The 17,557-nt window shown below is 45.4% G+C and carries 14 protein-coding genes; 5 read left to right on the forward strand and 9 right to left on the reverse strand.

All coding sequences use genetic code 11. The annotated features are described in order from the left end of the window. Positions 1–670: 670 nt before the first annotated feature. The 4 genes from R7Z10_RS22735 to zntR all read right to left on the reverse strand — a co-directional run bounded on the left by R7Z10_RS22735 (position 671) and on the right by zntR (position 7,077). Positions 671–2,806, reverse strand: coding sequence for a lysine decarboxylase CadA (locus tag R7Z10_RS22735; protein WP_005451159.1), 2,136 nt, complete (start codon positions 2,804–2,806; stop codon positions 671–673). Between the two features lie 117 nt (positions 2,807–2,923). Next, positions 2,924–4,267 carry a cadaverine/lysine antiporter gene (gene cadB, locus R7Z10_RS22740; protein ID WP_017635552.1) on the reverse strand — a complete coding sequence of 448 codons (1,344 nt, stop codon included), beginning with the start codon at positions 4,265–4,267 and terminating at the stop codon, positions 2,924–2,926. Between the two features lie 685 nt (positions 4,268–4,952). Next, positions 4,953–6,515: a lysine decarboxylation/transport transcriptional activator CadC gene (gene cadC, locus R7Z10_RS22745; protein ID WP_318106014.1), complete on the reverse strand. Its 1,563-nt coding sequence runs from the start codon at positions 6,513–6,515 to the stop codon at positions 4,953–4,955. 163 nt (positions 6,516–6,678) lie between these two features. Then, positions 6,679–7,077, reverse strand: coding sequence for a Zn(2+)-responsive transcriptional regulator (zntR, locus tag R7Z10_RS22750; protein ID WP_005382529.1), 399 nt, complete (start codon positions 7,075–7,077; stop codon positions 6,679–6,681). A gap of 265 nt (positions 7,078–7,342) precedes the next feature. Here zntR and purH point away from each other — a divergent pair, with 265 nt between their 5' ends. Together purH and purD are read left to right on the forward strand one after the other, a co-directional pair. Further along, positions 7,343–8,935, forward strand: coding sequence for a bifunctional phosphoribosylaminoimidazolecarboxamide formyltransferase/IMP cyclohydrolase (gene purH / locus R7Z10_RS22755; protein WP_239933120.1), 1,593 nt, complete (start codon positions 7,343–7,345; stop codon positions 8,933–8,935). Between the two features lie 194 nt (positions 8,936–9,129). Continuing rightward, positions 9,130–10,419: a phosphoribosylamine--glycine ligase gene (purD, locus tag R7Z10_RS22760; protein WP_253657752.1), complete on the forward strand. Its 1,290-nt coding sequence runs from the start codon at positions 9,130–9,132 to the stop codon at positions 10,417–10,419. Positions 10,420–10,503: 84 nt separating this feature from the next. Here purD and R7Z10_RS22765 read toward each other — a convergent pair whose 3' ends face one another. Both R7Z10_RS22765 and hupA read right to left on the reverse strand, forming a co-directional pair. Continuing rightward, positions 10,504–11,202 carry a DUF1481 domain-containing protein gene (locus R7Z10_RS22765; RefSeq protein ID WP_053303483.1) on the reverse strand — a complete coding sequence of 233 codons (699 nt, stop codon included), beginning with the start codon at positions 11,200–11,202 and terminating at the stop codon, positions 10,504–10,506. Between the two features lie 39 nt (positions 11,203–11,241). Beyond that, positions 11,242–11,514 carry a nucleoid-associated protein HU-alpha gene (gene hupA / locus R7Z10_RS22770; protein ID WP_005382524.1) on the reverse strand — a complete coding sequence of 91 codons (273 nt, stop codon included), beginning with the start codon at positions 11,512–11,514 and terminating at the stop codon, positions 11,242–11,244. Positions 11,515–11,767: 253 nt separating this feature from the next. Here hupA and R7Z10_RS22775 point away from each other — a divergent pair, with 253 nt between their 5' ends. After that, positions 11,768–12,901: a hemolysin family protein gene (locus tag R7Z10_RS22775; RefSeq protein ID WP_005382522.1), complete on the forward strand. Its 1,134-nt coding sequence runs from the start codon at positions 11,768–11,770 to the stop codon at positions 12,899–12,901. 79 nt (positions 12,902–12,980) lie between these two features. Here the strand turns inward: R7Z10_RS22775 and R7Z10_RS22780 are convergent, their stop codons facing one another. Continuing rightward, positions 12,981–13,568: a YjaG family protein gene (locus R7Z10_RS22780; RefSeq protein WP_005382520.1), complete on the reverse strand. Its 588-nt coding sequence runs from the start codon at positions 13,566–13,568 to the stop codon at positions 12,981–12,983. Between the two features lie 66 nt (positions 13,569–13,634). Here R7Z10_RS22780 and R7Z10_RS22785 point away from each other — a divergent pair, with 66 nt between their 5' ends. Continuing rightward, a complete protein-coding gene (locus tag R7Z10_RS22785) occupies positions 13,635–14,558 on the forward strand; it encodes a D-2-hydroxyacid dehydrogenase (RefSeq protein ID WP_213906398.1) in 924 nt (307 codons plus the stop codon). A 2-nt stretch (positions 14,559–14,560) separates the two neighbouring features. After that, positions 14,561–15,133 carry a uracil-DNA glycosylase family protein gene (locus R7Z10_RS22790; RefSeq protein ID WP_005382518.1) on the forward strand — a complete coding sequence of 191 codons (573 nt, stop codon included), beginning with the start codon at positions 14,561–14,563 and terminating at the stop codon, positions 15,131–15,133. A 221-nt stretch (positions 15,134–15,354) separates the two neighbouring features. Here R7Z10_RS22790 and hemE read toward each other — a convergent pair whose 3' ends face one another. Together hemE and nudC are read right to left on the reverse strand one after the other, a co-directional pair. After that, complete coding sequence (gene hemE, locus R7Z10_RS22795; RefSeq protein ID WP_213906397.1) at positions 15,355–16,422, reverse strand: uroporphyrinogen decarboxylase; 1,068 nt, start codon at positions 16,420–16,422, stop codon at positions 15,355–15,357. A gap of 247 nt (positions 16,423–16,669) precedes the next feature. Then, positions 16,670–17,467 (reverse strand): NAD(+) diphosphatase, encoded by a 798-nt coding sequence (gene nudC, locus R7Z10_RS22800; RefSeq protein WP_005382516.1) that lies wholly within the window; start codon positions 17,465–17,467, stop codon positions 16,670–16,672. Positions 17,468–17,557: the final 90 nt, after the last annotated feature.

Below are 17,557 nucleotides of genomic sequence, written 5' to 3' on the forward strand. Positions count from 1 at the left end.
CCACACAGATTGATAGGTTCTTATTTTTAAAGAGCTTTTCTAACATTTTCAGCAACTTAGTTGCTCGTCGTTAGGGGTGCGTATCTTACTTCACACCGTGAGAGAGTCAAGCATTTTTTCAAATTCTTTTTTCTCTCTTCCCGACTCGCTGTGTGACTTTCGTCTCACTCCGTGTCGGTGGATGCGCAGTATAGGGGGTTGAGAAATTAGCACAAGCGTTTTTTGCAAAAAAACTTCCAACCGCACAAATAACGAGCATTCTGCATAGATACTCAACGATCTTGTCTAATATTTCGGGTTGCAGAGGATCTTTTCATGATGAAACACCTGACTTCTGCATTAAAAGATCGCCGATTTCTTTGTGATTTTGATTGCTGATCTTATCTCTCTTGGTTCTTTTTTCTCTTTCTATCTATATAAAGACGAAAAAAAGAGCAGAACGATGACGAACTGCTCTTTTGGTCTTTGCTTTTTATTTGGGGTACTTCAGGTGAAGTCTTGGAAAAGTGTTTCTTCTATATATAGAAGAAAAGATCAGAGCATCCTTGCCCTTCTCTTTACGACAGAATAGTTAGGGGTATATCTAAATGCCGTTATTGTTCGATGACGCATTGAGCTCGTAAGAGTGGAGCATGCTTGCATTCCCAATAGCGTCATCTTCGAGAGGAACTTAGTTCTTCAATACTTTTACGGTGTAGCTACCATCTTTTTGTTGGTATAGACCGTGGATGTCGGTTTCGAAACCTGGGTAATGCGCACCGATCTCACAAAGCATCTCTAGGAAGTCCAGCACAGGGCGAGACTCTTGAGTCACCATTTCACCAGGAAGTACTAGTGGCACACCTGGAGGGTAAGGAAGGATCATGTTCGCACTTACGCGACCAACCATTTCTTCCAGTTTGATTTCTTCTACGTTACCGCGAAGCTCTTCTTGCCATGCTGCGTGTGGTGTTACTTTCATTTCTGGAAGAACATCGAACGCTTTGTACATTAGCTCTGGTAGGTTGTATTTCTTAGTTAGGTCATGAATTGCTTGTGCTAGTTCTTGAACGCGCATGCCTTCATAAAAGCTTGGATCTTCGTTGTATAGCGAAGGTAGGAAGCTCTTGATGGTTAGGTTCAAGTCGTAGCCACGTTTAAATTCAGTTAGACCGCGTAGCAATTGCATTGCTTTTGATTTGTCGATACCGATTGAGAATAGGAACAACAAGTTGTATGGACCTGTTTTCTCTACCACGATGCCGCGCTCGTCTAGGAATTTAGCCACCAGCGAAGCAGGAATACCTGATTCTTCTAGTTCGCCTTCTTTATTCATCCCTGGAGTCAGTAGCGTTACTTTGATTGGGTCAAGATACATGTGGTTATCATCCATGTTCTTGAAGCCGTGCCATGTGTCGCTAGGGTCTAGTTTCCAACATTCTGTGGTATCGATGTTTTCTGGTTGCCATACATCGAAGAACCAGCTGTCGCTTTCTGCTTCTAGACGTTTGATCTCTTTACGGAAGCGGATTGCGCGATCGATAGAGTCTTGCATCAACTTCTTACCAGTGTTGCCACGCATCATTGCCGCTGCAGTTTCAGTAGAAGCAACAATGCCGTACTGAGGTGAAGTTGAAGTGTGCATCATGAAGGCTTCGTTGAAAGATTCTTTATCAAAGTCGCCTTTCACGTGAATCATTGAAGCTTGTGAGAACGCTGCCAACAGTTTGTGTGTTGATTGTGTTTCGTAGAACACTTTGCCTGGCATCGCTTCACCACTCATACCACATTTACCTTCGTAAATTGGGTTGAAGTTAGTGTAAGGCACCCAAGCACTGTCGAAGTGGATGTGTTTACAATCTAGCGACTCTTTGATGAATTGCGTGTTGTACAGCAGACCATCGTAAGTTGAGTTAGTCACTACTGCGTAAGTTGGTGCTGTTGCACCTGGTGTTTTCGCCACTTTCTCTGCAATGACATCGCGGCTGAATTCGCTTTGTGGAATACCACCAAGGATGCCGTATGCGTTACGAGTTGGGCGGAAGTAGATTGGTGTCACGTCGCTCATCATCATTAGGTGAGTCAGAGATTTGTGACAGTTACGGTCAATCAGTACTGTGCTGCCAGCAGGTGCTGAGTACATACCAACGATTTTGTTCGATGTAGACGTACCGTTAGTTACGATGTACGAGCTGTCTGCATTGAATGTGCGTGCGATGTATTCTTCTGCATCTTTATGTGGACCTGAGTGGTCTAGTAGAGAACCTAGCTCAGGCATTGAGATTGATACGTCCGCTTTGAATGTGTTTGGACCGTAAAAATCGTAGAAGATGCTACCAGCAGGGCTTTTCTGGAATGCAGTACCGCCCATGTGACCTGGAGTACAGAAGGTGTATTTACCTTCTTCTACGTATTTGAATAGCGCTTTAGTGAATGGAGGCATGATGGCATCTTTGTATGCCTCAGTCGCTTGGTTGATTTTGATAGCGATGTCGTCAGCCATACCTAAAGCGTACTCGAAGAAGCTCACGTTTAGACGTAGGTCTGTTAGTGAAATGTCTAGAGTAGACTGTTCGTTAGCAAATGCGTGAACAGGCAGTTTTTCGTTGATTTGGCTGATACGTTCACATAGCTCAAGTGAGTATTTATCCCAGTCGAACAACACACCGCAAATGCGTGGGTTCATCTCAATCATTTTGATCAAGTCTTTATCATCTACTGGGTAAACCACTTCGTAGCCCGCTTTCTCAAGAGCAGCGTGAAGTTGACGAACTGGCTCTTCTTTAAAGAACACACCCATGTGGTTCAAGATAGCGAATATATTCATTTGGACATCTCCAAGGCGAATGAGGGCGCTCTTTGCCATTTACAGGCAATGAGTAAGGTGAGCGCCGCGTGAATTTGGGTTTTATGGGCTGGCACCGTAGTGCCAGCGTTTTGGGGATTAGTTGCTTGCTTGGGCAGGCATGTCTTCAGCGTGCATTTTCACGTACTGAGCAAGACCTGCTTTTTTGCTGTAGAACATCAAGATAACTAGAGACACGATGAAGGTTGCTGTTAGCGTACCGCCCTCTGCACCAGCTAGTGCAATGAAGCAGAACAGACAAGCCACACCAGAGAACAGCATTACGAAGCCGTTGCGTGTTGTCATACCTTCGAAGCGAATCAAGTTAATGCTTGAGTAGAAGTAAGGCAGCATTGTTAGTAGAACTGCGTCAGTCGTTAGCTGGTTGAACAGGTCTGATGCGTGTGCTGTTTTAGAGCTGAAGAACATCAGTACAACCATCAGTGCAGTCATCTTGATTGACGCAAGGATTAGACCTTTCTTAGGCACACCGTTTTTGTCAGTTTCGCCGTAGATTTTAGGGAAGTTGCCATCGCTTGCTGCACGTTTACCAGCCTCGCCCACCAGCATCATCCAAGAACCTAGCGAAGTGAAACATGCTAGTGCTGTGAATGCTGATACGAATGGTGCAGTCCAGCTACCGAATAGCTCAGTGGTTGCCAATGCAAATGGCGCACCTGATGCCGCAACTTCTGACGCTGGGAACATGCCGCTGATCATTTGAGTTGATAGGATGTAAATCACACCTGCGATACCAGTACCTAACATAGTTGCTAGTGGTACAGTACGTTTAGGGTTTTCTACCATACCCGTCGATACCGCTGCTGATTCCACACCTACGAATGACCATAGACAGATAAGAACCGCTGTTACTACCGCGTGGCTGTCAGTGCCTGCTGATACGTTCCAGTTTTGGCTGTAAAGCGCAGTATCGAAGTGCGTCCAACCAAATGCAGCTGTACCAACAACTGGGATAAGGATAAGAACTAAACCAAGCGTACATAGACGGCTTACCCAGCTACCACCAAGTAGGTTGACGAAAGTGAAGATCCATACCGATGCAATCGTCGCAATACCTGCTGGAATTGGGTTATTAAGCACAGGGAAGAATACTGAAAGGTAAGAAACACCTGTAATGGCAATAGCCAGGTTACCAATCCAGTTCGCGTGGTAATAAAGAACGCCCGTTTGGAAACCAAATACCGGAGACACTTCGCCAGCATAAGCGATAGGACCACCTTCTTGTGGGTTTTTGGTTGCCAGACGAGCGTAAACGAACGCCAGACTCAGTGCACCGACCAAACAGATCAGCCAACTGAAGATGGAAACAGAGCCTACAGAGGCAAGACTAGAAGGTAATAGTGCAATACCACTACCCATCATGTTACCGGCTACGACACCCGTACAGGCAATAAGGCCGATTTTTTTCGCATTCGATGACATAACATCTCCAAATCTATTCTACTCGAGTCAACATGACTCAAACTGAATGGTTATTAGCGAGATGCTATGAGGAGGAACCTTCTCGACCTCGCTAAATTTCGAAGTGAAGACTACGCCCAAAAATCGGGAAAAAAATAAACTTGGTGTTATCAATAAAATGATTAGTTCATCAACATCAAGTTGAGATAAACATGATAAACACAAAAATATAAAACTATATTATTCATACGGTTATAAGAAAAACATCAAACCTTCTACCGATAGATAAACTCTCATCAACTCGTTGGTCATCGCGATAAAAGTTATCAACCTCTATCAACTTCCCCATCCCGAAGGGTTAATTCCCTGAAGTGTTGATTCCATAAATCTCTCCCTGATCGCGCTTCTTGACCCAAGTCAATATTCATCTCGCATGCAAGAAGGCACCAAAATCATTCTCGCCACATAACTCATCCAGACACTTCATACAATCAATAGAGATAGAGATATAGATAGAGATAGAGCTAGAAATAGAAATAGAAATAGAAAAGCAAAGCGGGTATGTATTCCCGTTGCAAGCTTGCGTTGTTAGCTCCTTCGTAAGTCATTGCCCCACCGCCCCACCCTTTTCACTTTTCGACAGCGACAAAAAAGCCCCTCATCGAAATGAGGGGCTAGCATTAGGCTGACGTTGAGTCCGAGAGAATTAAAGCATTCGAACGACAGAAGGGTGAACGGCGCGATACATGGCGTAATCAATCGCCTTCATGTTACTTGGGAAGACCAAGTTTTCGCACAGCAGGTACGTCTCAACCGACGTATCAATATAGAAAGCTTCACTGTAAGACTCACTGGCTAAATCCAGATCACCATCCAATTCGGCGTGCTTACCGCGAATCACATAGGAAAGCACTGAATCACGTAACCTCAATGCCTGTCCGAGATGCCGCTTGGCTAACGCCATGTCACCAATGATGGTTTCGTGCAGTGCTAAAGCTTCATAAATTCGCGGTTGAATTGGCCCCACCATCATTTTCACATTAGTCTCTAGTGCTTCACTGAGCTGCTGCATTCGCCCTTTCTTCAACTCCTGTGAGAAATCAAGTGCCTTTTGTACATGGTAAGCAATCAACAACTCAGCTTGAACGTAAGCATTATCCGGCTCGATTTCTAAAATGTTTTCCATCAAGTCGATACCTTGGCGGAATTGTTTAGTATCAGAGACATTAAGGTAATGGTTAGCCTGAACAAACAACTCCAACGCGTCGGGATTCATTGGCATTCCCGCCACCAGCATCGTAGATTTCAATTTGGCATCCGACACTTTCAGCACTTGCATCAAATCCAACGACGCTTGTTGAAGCACTGTCTTTAAATGACTACTGGTTAACGCGTATTGACGACTAAACAACACTTTCTCAGATGAGTTATTGCGATATTCCACCTCTAAAAAGCTGCCACCGTCATTCTCACGAACTCTCACCACAACCGATTTACCAGGCACAATGCCAGAAGTAAACGACGCCTTCTTTAGCATGACTCGGTAATCACTGACTTGAGCAATGTCGGAAATCAACTTTTGGGCGAATCCGTCTGCCAAATCGTAGCTTAATCCTTCATTCGTAAAATTATCTTGAAACTTGAACTCAATCAGATGGGTATCGATGGCTTGGGTAATACGCACTTCCGATTGCTTGTAGGTAAACACGCCCATCACTACGACCAACATACTGATCCAGATGAAGTTCATAATTCCCAATCGCCAAGGACTGATTTTGTTTTTGCTCTGAGGGGCTTTTTTCTCTTTTGACATCTCGCAGACCGCGCGAGTTAGAGGACCTGCTGGAAAGGTAACGGCTGGTGCTACAGGTAGACAATCCTCTTCCGATTCTTCAACCGAAGGTGGGATCTCTTCATTTTGCCGACTTGTGACAAACTCTTCATGCGTCATAGTAACCACGTTCGCTACCAGCTTATAGCCACGCTTGGGCACCGTGATAACGTAGTTGGTATTTTCCTCTCGACCGTCACGTAGTAGCTTACGCAACTCAAAGATGGATTGAGTCACCACTTGATCGGTCACAATCGCTCCAGCCCAAACGTACTGAATCAATTCCTCGCGGTTGAACACCTCATTCGCATGCTCCGCTAAGAAGTGCAAAAGATTAATTAAGCGTGGCTCAACAGTAACTTCCCTATCTTGTCGATACAGCTTATTTTCATCAACGCTCAAAACCCAGTCATTGATTTGAAAATAGACTCCAACCATGTATGAAAACTCTCGTATCTACAGACAGCGTTACGGTAGGAATCAGACAATGGTTGATTCCTACAAGTAACTAAAGGCAAGATTATAGGTGGGAAAGCAGCGTGTACCTAGAAAAGCAAGTCGCCAAAAATGCAAACTTAAGTTAAGTGATGCAAGAATGAGACTACTCAAGTGCTGCAAGGATAGAGCAATGTGTGGCGTCATCGTCTGTATGACCACAACAAGCATCATTAATCTTCTTTAACGCTCGGCGAATTTTCGTCAGCTCGTTAATTTTCCCATCAATCAGCTCTAACTTGGCAGAAGTAATGGCTTTTACCTCTGCACAGCTGTGTTCTGTCGCTTCTAACTTAATTTCTAACAGGTCTTTAATTTCATCCAGACTCAAGCCAAGATCTTTACCTTTGAGGATAAAGTGCACCTGCTTTTGATTCTCTTCATCATACAAGCGATAGCCTGACTCACTTCGTCCTGCGGGTTTTATTAGCGCGTTTTTCTCGTAGAAACGTAATGTATCGGCAGTCACACCACAACGTTTTGCCAGTTCACCTATCTGAAACATAACTTTCCCTATTAACTATCTCATTACTTTTAAAGCTAAAGAACGACTTTTTTGCAATTATTTTTGAGATGCCAAACGATTGCGCGAGCTTTTTTGTAATAAATTGGTTAGAATACGCGCCACCAAATGTGGAGACTGTTTTCTAACCAGAAAATACCCTGCAAAGGTCTTTACCAAAACTGGCCAATATTTTACCCCAAGAGGTAAAAACAAGTTCATTTTTGGCAAACATCTTTAACTCCGTGAATTTGAGGAAAATGGAAGCATGAATAACGCTCGTCCTATTCGCCGTGCGCTTATCAGCGTATCAGACAAAACAGGTATTGTTGAGTTTGCGCAAGCTCTTGCTGAGCGCGGTGTCGATATCCTATCTACTGGTGGTACAGCTCGCCTACTTGCCGAACAAGGCATCGCCGTAACCGAAGTCTCTGACTACACTGGTTTCCCAGAAATGATGGACGGCCGCGTTAAAACGCTTCACCCAAAAGTTCACGGTGGTGTGCTTGGTCGTCGTGGCCAAGATGATGACGTGATGGAAAAGCACGGCATCAACCCTATCGATATGGTTGTCGTAAACCTATACCCATTCGCAGAAACCGTTGCCAAAGAAGGCTGTACACTAGCCGATGCGGTTGAAAACATCGATATCGGCGGCCCAACAATGGTTCGTTCTGCAGCGAAAAACCACAAAGACGTGACTATCGTTGTTAACGCAGGTGATTACGGCCGCGTAATTGCAGAGATGGACGCAAACGACAAATCTCTCACTCTCGAAACTCGCTTCGACCTTGCCATCGCTGCTTTTGAACACACTGCCGCTTACGATGGCATGATCGCAAACTACTTCGGCACTATGGTTCCATCTTACGGTGAGAACAAAGAAGGTGATGAAGAGTCTAAATTCCCACGTACGTTCAACCAACAGTTCGAGAAGAAGCAAGACATGCGCTACGGTGAGAACAGCCACCAAGCAGCCGCATTCTACGTTGAAGCAAACCCACAAGAAGCATCTGTTTCTACTGCTCTCCAAATCCAAGGTAAAGCCCTTTCTTACAACAACATCGCAGACACGGACGCCGCACTTGAGTGTGTGAAAGAGTTCAACGAGCCAGCATGTGTGATCGTAAAACACGCGAACCCATGTGGTGTAGCGCTGGGTAAAGACATTCTAGAAGCATACAACCGCGCTTACCAAACTGACCCAACATCAGCGTTCGGCGGCATCATTGCATTCAACCAAGAGCTAGATGCTGAAACAGCAACCGCTATTGTTGAACGTCAATTCGTTGAGGTCATCATCGCTCCTTCCGTTTCTGCTGAAGCGATTGAAGTGGTTGCAGCGAAGAAGAACGTGCGTCTACTTGAATGTGGCGAATGGACAACGAAGACAACTGGCTTTGACGTGAAACGGGTGAATGGCGGTCTACTGGTTCAAGACCGTGACCAAGGCATGGTAAGCCTAGACGATCTAAAAGTGGTTTCTAAGCGCCAGCCAACAGAAGAAGAGCTGAAAGATGCCCTATTCTGCTGGAAAGTAGCGAAATACGTGAAATCTAACGCGATCGTTTACTCGAAAGGCGACATGACTATCGGTGTAGGCGCAGGCCAAATGAGCCGCGTTTACTCTGCGAAAATCGCAGGCATCAAAGCTGCAGACGAAGGTCTACAGGTTGAAGGTTGTGTAATGGCATCAGATGCATTCTTCCCATTCCGTGACGGTATCGACGCGGCTGCAGAAGCAGGCATCAAGTGTGTTATCCAACCAGGCGGTTCTATGCGTGATGACGAAGTTATTGCAGCGGCAGACGAACACGGCATGGCGATGATCTTTACCGGTATGCGTCACTTCCGCCACTAATCCTCTCGTCTTCACTGGGACGATAACTGCGTTGACGGCGTTCACTTATCCTAATCACATAGCATACTATGCTCATAGGAATAAGTTCACTTGTCGCCTTGTCCTCGTCCCATTGAATTAGAGAGGCCATACTCAGGTCTTTGCGAAATATCTGAGTTTGAGCAAACGGTATTTATAAGATTAAGGATTTTCATATGCGAGTTTTAATCATTGGTTCAGGCGGTCGTGAACATGCGCTAGGCTGGAAAGCAGCGCAAAACCCAAATGTTGAGACTATTTTCATTGCTCCAGGCAACGCAGGTACAGCACTAGAGCCAAAACTAGAGAACGTAAACATCGATGTAGAAGACATCGCTGGCCTTGTTGCTTTCGCCAAAGAGAAGGCGATTGAACTGACTATCGTTGGCCCAGAAGCACCGCTGGTTATTGGTGTGGTGGATGCGTTCCGCGAAGCGGGCTTACCAATCTTTGGTCCTACCCAAGCCGCAGCGCAGCTTGAAGGCTCTAAAGCGTTTACTAAAGACTTCCTTGCTCGTCACCAAATCCCAACCGGTGCCTACGCAAACTTCACAGAAATTGAACCAGCGCTTGCTTACGTGCGTGAGCAAGGTGCACCGATCGTGGTGAAAGCCGACGGCCTTGCTGCTGGTAAAGGCGTGATTGTGGCAATGACGCTAGAAGAAGCGGAAGACGCAATCAAAGACATGCTAGCAGGCAACGCATTTGGTGATGCTGGTAGTCGTGTCGTTATCGAAGAATTCCTAGATGGTGAAGAAGCAAGCTTCATCGTGATGGTGGATGGTGAGAACGTTCTACCAATGGCCACCAGCCAAGACCACAAACGCGTAGGCGACAAAGATACTGGTCCTAACACCGGTGGCATGGGTGCATATTCTCCTGCTCCAGTGGTGACACAAGAAATCCACAACCGCATCATGGAAGAAGTGATTTACCCAACGGTACGCGGCATGGCTGCTGAAGGTAACCCTTACACTGGTTTCCTATACGCGGGTCTGATGATCGACAAAGACGGTACTCCGAAAGTGATCGAGTACAACTGCCGCTTCGGTGATCCTGAGACACAACCTATCATGATGCGCATGGAATCGGATCTTGTTGATCTGTGCCTAGCGGCAATCGACGAGAAACTGGATCAAGCGGAATCGAAGTGGGATCCACGAGCATCGATTGGTATCGTGTTAGCAGCCGGTGGTTACCCAGCTGCATACAACAAAGGCGACGTAATTTCGGGTCTGCCACAAGTTGAAATTGAAGGCGAAAAAGTCTTCCATGCAGGTACAGATAACAAAGATGGCGACATCGTGACAAACGGTGGTCGTGTTCTTTGTGCAACCGCACTTGGCAACAGCGTATCAGAAGCGCAGCAGCGTGCTTACGAGCTTGCAAAACAGATCAGTTGGGATGGCATGTTCCATCGCAACGATATCGGCTACCGTGCAATTGCACGTGAGCAAGACAAATAAAAACAACATAAGTTGGCTAAAAAACAAAAGGCGCACTCAGCGCCTTTTTTTATTGTTCTTGTTCGACAGAATTCGAAGCAATGTTTATTCAGAGATCAACTTTGGCCGAGAAACACAATCAAAGTCATCGTCATTGAGCATCAACAATTCATCGACCATTGCTTTGTTTCGTGACTGCTTGCCGACAAAAGCCACATAACTGTCTACCGATGAGAGACGCTCGATAATAAATTTTGGCAGCGTCTGATTAAACTCGAGTGTCGAGAACACCTTACCTTTGCAGGTTTCAAACGATTGACCATTCCAATAACCTTGAATAAGGCTCTGATTGTTACGAGACTGCGCCTTAACCGATGCCACTACGTCATTCGCTTCTGCTTTGTAGCGCTCTAATTGGTCATGCTGGAGTGGTAAGACTTTACGGTTAACACGATATTGTTGGTAAACCGCTTCGCCATCTTTATTGAAACGGATGTGGATTTGAAAAGGCACCAACTCTTGTTTGGTATCAACTTGCTCGCCTTTTCGAATCAACTCTCGCAACTCACCTTCATCCCAGCGATAATCACTCTGGAACCAACCATTGTCCCCCATAGTCACATAATCAGCCGCCGTACTCACACGAGTGAGTTTCTCTGTCATCCAGTACAAGCTGCTAGCATCTCCCGCAACTTTACCACCAGAAAAATGCGTGAATTGTTCTAAATTAGGCGTTTCAACCGATGAACAGCCAAAAAGGGTAAGGCTAGATAGGAGAAGTGAAGTGAGTAGATGTTTTTTCATGAAATTGCACCGAGGCAGGATACCTCGGTGCATTCTAACTTAGTTTACTGATTCTTTCAGCGCTTTACCTGCTACGAATGCTGGTACGTTAGCTGCTGCGATTTGAATCTCGTCACCAGTCTTAGGGTTACGACCAGTACGTGCAGCGCGGTGGTTTACTTTGAATGTACCAAAACCAATTAGTTGAACTTGGTCACCCTCTTTAAGTGCGCCAGTTACACCATCAAGAGTCGCTTCAAGAGCAGCTTTTGCTTGTGCTTTTGATAGGTCTGCTTTCTCTGCGATAAAGTCGATTAATTGGGTCTTGTTCATTAGGTTTCCCTTCTCATAGGTTATCGAATTCGTCTCACTCTAAAACATAAATGCCCCATCTGGCAAAGGTTTGTAAGCGATCTTTCGATTTTCTGACGTACTTTTAGCCATAATATGAGTAATAACTCACAATTTGTTACCACATACCCCCTGAAAACCCTTGCTTTCCAAGGTATTTGGACCAATTTATAAGTCACTTTTGCGGTTATAATAGCTGCAAATAACCACTATCAAACTACATTCAAGGGCAACTATGCTGCTGTTATCCATTTATATCTCTATTGCAATCGGCATTTCGTTTATCTGTTCGGTGCTGGAGGCGGTACTGCTGAGTATCAGTCCGAGCTACATTGCGCAGCTCAATCAACAGGGGCATCCCGCAGCTGGGCAATTGGCTAAGCTGAAATCAGATATCGACCGACCACTGGCATCTATTCTGACTTTAAACACCATCGCTCACACTATCGGCGCGGCCACTGCTGGTGCACAGGCTGCGGTTGTATTTGGTAGCGAAGCATTAGGTATCTTTTCGGCAGTGCTGACATTGGCGATCTTAGTGCTTTCAGAAATCGTACCGAAGACGATTGGCGCGACCTACTGGCGTCAGTTGGCACCCACTGCCGCGGTCGCATTGCGTTGGATGGTATGGGCGCTTACACCCTTTGTTTGGTTCTCAGAGCAAATCACCAAGCGTCTTGCTCGTAACCACGAAGCTCCAAAGATGCGTGATGAGCTGTCTGCAATGGCGATTCTGGCACGTGAAAGCGGTGAGTTTGCCGAGGGTGAATCAAAAATCTTAAGCAACTTGCTTGGCATCCAAGATGTACCCGTAACGCAGGTTATGACGCCACGACCAGTAGTATTCCGTGTCGATGCCACAATGACCATCAATGAGTTCCTAGAAAAACACAAAGATACGCCTTTCTCACGCCCATTGGTTTACAGCGAGCAGAAAGATAACATCATTGGTTTTGTGCATCGCCTTGAGTTGTTCAAACTACAACAATCAGGTTGTGGACAGAAACAGTTGGGAGCAATCATGCGCCCAATTCAAGTGGTGCTAAACAATACCACTTTACCTAAAGTATTCGACCAGATGATGACTCATCGCTTACAGCTGGCACTTGTTGTTGATGAATACGGTACCGTGCTAGGTTTGGTAACGTTGGAAGATATTTTTGAACACCTCGTAGGCGAGGAGATCATCGACGAAGCAGATAAAAGCACTGACATGCAGGAGCTGGCTTACCAACGCTGGGAAAGCTGGAAAGAAATGCACGGCGTAATCGAAAGCCGCGATGACGATGAAGAAGATAATGAGCCGGAGAAGCAGGATAAAGAGCCAGAAGCTCAAGAGCCACCGAAACCCGACTCGAAAGAATCGTAATCAGCATTAGGTATAACAGCTTAAACGCACAAACAAAAAAGGCATCCAGTTAGGATGCCTTTTTCTATTTATTCAACGATTAAAGTGCAATACCGATGTTGCTCACACCTTCTTCACGTAGCTCTTCACGCAAATCTTTAATCAAGCTGATGTCACGTTCTACCGCTTCACGCAGCGGACGGAAGATAGCCCACTGGACGTCCCACTCTTCACATACGGCTTCGTTTTCTTTCTGGTTGTCGTTAGTGATTGGCTCTGCGCCTTGTGCTTGCTCTAGATCAGCAACGGTTTGTACCGACTGTTGACTCACTTTAAGCATTGAATCGAAAAGGTAGTCGCGGTCCAATAGACCATGCAGTAACGTAGACAAACCCTGACACGCGTCCATCGCTGGGTAAACGCCGTAAAAATCGAACTCATCCGCACTTGGGAACAACTCTTCTAACTTCTCCAATTGACGTTCGAAGTTAATTTTCGCGTTCTTAACTGTCAAAATTTCCCATACACTATCAAGAATCGCTCGGTAAGCACGCGGGTCAGCAAATTCTGTATTCTCACAAAACATCGCATAGTTTGGATACATGCGTTCACACAGACACGCCATAAAGGTAATTTGTTGCCAAGGTTCTAGTTTTTCTAAACGAACCTGAAGAGGATTCTTAAGCATAGTCACTCAATCATTGAAGAAAAAAACAGCGAAAGTGTACTTGATTCATCACAGGGAAAAAAGTTAATGCCGCATTCAAATCAGATTTTCCTGCTCTCAGAGCATCGCGACACCTACAAAACGTTACTGGCAGAGAAAAATCTGCCCGATCTTTGCCTCACCGACCAACCAGAAGCCGCTCAGATCGTACTAGCGGATCCACCCTTACTATCACAAAGCTTAGACGAGTTTTCACAGCTTGAATGGGTACAATCCACGTTTGCTGGTGTCAACGCCTTAACATCCCCTAGCCTTCGTCAGGACTATACTCTAACTAACGTTCGAGGCATCTTTGGTCCACTGATTGCTGAATATGTTTTGGGTTACAGTATTGCCCATTACCGCCACTTTGCCCGATACCACCAGCAGCAACAAAACAAACAATGGCAGCCTCACCTGTACACGTCATTAAAAAGTAAAACCATGGTAATTCTTGGTACCGGTAGCATTGGGGGCTATCTGGGCAACGCCGCTAAAGCAATGGGGATAAAAACTATCGGTATTAACCGCACAGGTATCCCTACTCTAGGCGGCGAGTTTCATCAGACCTTTCATATCAATGAACTAAGTAAGGCATTTGAGCAAGCCGACATCGTTGTGAATACTCTACCAAGTACACCTGAGACGCGACAGTTACTTAATCGTCAAACGCTCAGCCAACTAAATCAGGCGTTATTGTTTAACGTAGGTCGTGGCGACGTACTGGATGAGGCAGGGTTGCTCTTCGCTCTGAAAAACCGTTGGGTAGAACACGCCTTCTTAGATGTGTTTGAGCAAGAACCGTTGTCGGTAGAGCATCCATTTTGGAAACTACCGCAAGTCACCATCACTCCACACATTGCTGCGCTGAGTTTTCCCGAGCAAGTCATCGAGATTTTTGCTGACAACTATCTACGCTGGCGCGATGGGTTTTCATTAAATTATCAAGTGGATTTCGAAAAGGGTTACTAAGAATGTCGTTAGACGAGCTATTGCAGCAAGTGAGGGCCTGCCAGATCTGCGCGGATAACTTACCTTTGGGTGCAAACCCTGTCGTGCAAGCAGCAAAAGGGGCACGCATCCTAATCATCGGTCAGGCCCCTGGCACACGTGTACACAAAACCTCGATACCTTGGAATGACCCAAGTGGTGATCGATTACGCCAATGGCTCGATATCGACAAAGACGTTTTCTACGACCCAAATAAAATTGCCATTGTCCCAATGGGATTCTGTTATCCAGGCAAAGGGAACTCTGGTGATTTACCGCCTCGTAAAGAATGTGCGCCCACTTGGCATAAAAAGATTCTTGAGCAACTGCCCAATATAGAGCTCACTCTACTAATTGGTCAGTACTCGCAGCAGTACTATCTCACTAACAAACCAAAGACGCTCACGCAAACTGTTCAGCAATGGCAAGATTGGGAACCGGACTTTATCCCGCTCCCTCACCCATCCCCACGCAATACATTGTGGTTAAAGAAGAATCCTTGGTTTGAATCTGACGTCGTGCCATACCTTAAAAAACGCGTTCACTCGATGCTTTAGGTTACCCATGATCTAATTGCTTGTTTATCTGTACAAGAAAATTAGAACATAAAACCAGAAATCATAAGCATTTGTTTATATTGAATTTTAATGTCTAATGTACAGCTAGAGTAGTAATTAGATCATAGTAGGCCAAATACTACCAGAGCTGTACGGCCTTGAGTTTTAGGTAAAAAAATACCGGCACTGAATGCCGGTATTTGATTTCAAAAAAATCTAACTTACTTGTGGTATGGCTTAGATAGCTCGTGTACCGCATCCACAAAGACGCCCGCGTTTTCTGGCGGCACATCCAAATGGATACCGTGCCCTAGGTTGAACACATGACCAGTACCTGCATCACCAAAACCTTCTAGAATACCCGCGACTTCTTCACGGATACGCTCTGGTGAAGCGTAAAGCATTGATGGGTCCATGTTACCTTGCAGAGCCACTTTATCACCGATACGTACTTTCGCGTCTGCAATGTTGATTGTCCAGTCTAGACCAACCGCATCACAGCCCGTTGCTGCGATTTGCTCAAGCCACATGCCGCCATTCTTAGTAAACAGTGTGACTGGCACGCGACGACCGTCGTTTTCACGAATCAGACCATCTACAATCTTGTGCATGTATTGCAGTGAGAACAGATTGTAATCACGAGGCGTTAGTACGCCACCCCATGTGTCAAATACCATTACCGATTGCGCACCCGCTTTAATTTGCGCGTTTAAGTACTCGATAACGCTGTCTGCCAGCTTATCTAGAAGTAGGTGCAGAGTTTGTGGTTCCGCGTACATCATCTTCTTGATCTTGGTAAACGCTTTAGAGCTACCACCTTCGATCATATACGTCGCAAGAGTCCAAGGACTACCAGAAAAACCAATCAGCGGCACTTCACCCTTCAGGTCTTTACGGATCTGGCGTACTGCGTTCATTACGTATTGCAGTTCACCTTCAGGATCTGGCAAACCAATTTTTTCCACGTCGGCTTTGCATGTAATTGGGTTATCAAAAACAGGTCCTTCACCCGCAGCAAAACGCAAACCAAGCCCCATTGCATCTGGAATCGTTAAGATGTCCGAGAATAAGATCGCGGCATCAAGAGGAAAACGGCGTAATGGTTGAAGTGTCACTTCGGATGCTAATTCTGCATTTCGACACAAAGACATGAAATCACCCGCTTCTGCACGAGTCGCTTTGTATTCTGGTAGGTAACGACCTGCCTGGCGCATCATCCATACTGGCGTGTAATCTACCGGCTCTTTTAAAAGCGCACGCAGATAACGATCATTTTTTAATTCAGTCATTCCGTAATTCCAACTGTTAGGCTTTCTGTGAAAGGGGGTATTCTATCACTGATTTAAGTCCAATAGCTGTGTGCTTTGCAACCTGGATCAAGTTATTAACTTTTAAATCAATGCTTAATTTGCACCCAATCGGTATCAGTGTTAAAAATTTGTTCGCTAGCGAAAACTACAATTATAAACTGAGTACTTAGTACTCAGCATCTCATAACGACATCTTACTTACCCCCTCCCTCTCGGAGGGTTTTTTTTATCTATTTATCAGACAATTAGAGTCTATATCTTTCAGCGTTTGTTCGATAAGTGCTCTTGCAATCGTTCCTTTAGGCGCAACAGGCGGCATCTCGTCGATACCAAACCATTGTGCATCAGACAGCTCAGTGTAGTCTGGGCTTAACTCTCCGGATTCATAATCAGCTAAAAACCCCATCATCATACTGGATGGGAAAGCCCAAGGCTGGCTGCCAAAGTAACGAATATTTTTAACGAGAATTCCCGTTTCTTCATGAATTTCTCGAGCCACGCACTCTTCTAATGTCTCACCGACTTCTAGAAAACCCGCAATAACCGTATACATACCATTTCGATGCCTTGGATGTTGGGCTAATAAGATCTGATTTTCTTTACGTACAGCAACGATAATACACGGAAATATTCTAGGATAATGAAGGGTGCGACATTCACCACACTGCATGGCTAACTGGTTATTATTAAGAAAGTTTCTTCCTCCGCACTGTGGACAAAAGCGCAAACTTTGCGTCATGTGCCCATATTGCACAGCTTTACTTAACAACATAAATAATGGCTCAGGAAAATGCAGGCAGTCACGCAGGGATACTAAAGGTAGATCATGCTCTAAATCGGCCAAGTTAAGCCACATGACGGGCGAACCAGAATACTCACCAATGGGTCTTGCACTCGTTACTGGCAGTGATAACTGCTCTGCAGACCCGAAGGGCACAGCACCATCCACCAGCCAAATTTCACTTCCTGCAACAACACACCAGTATGCATTTATCGCGCGGTTAACATCACCTTTTCTTAACATTACACCATCCCTTTGCTTGAAGTTCGTTCATTTTACTGGCAATCTAATTTCATACTAGAGTTTATCGTTAAGTAAATGTGCACTCTAAAT

Origin of the sequence: Vibrio sp. Vb1018, assembly GCF_033338775.1 — a bacterium.
Classification (GTDB): Bacteria; Pseudomonadota; Gammaproteobacteria; order Enterobacterales; family Vibrionaceae; genus Vibrio; species Vibrio alginolyticus.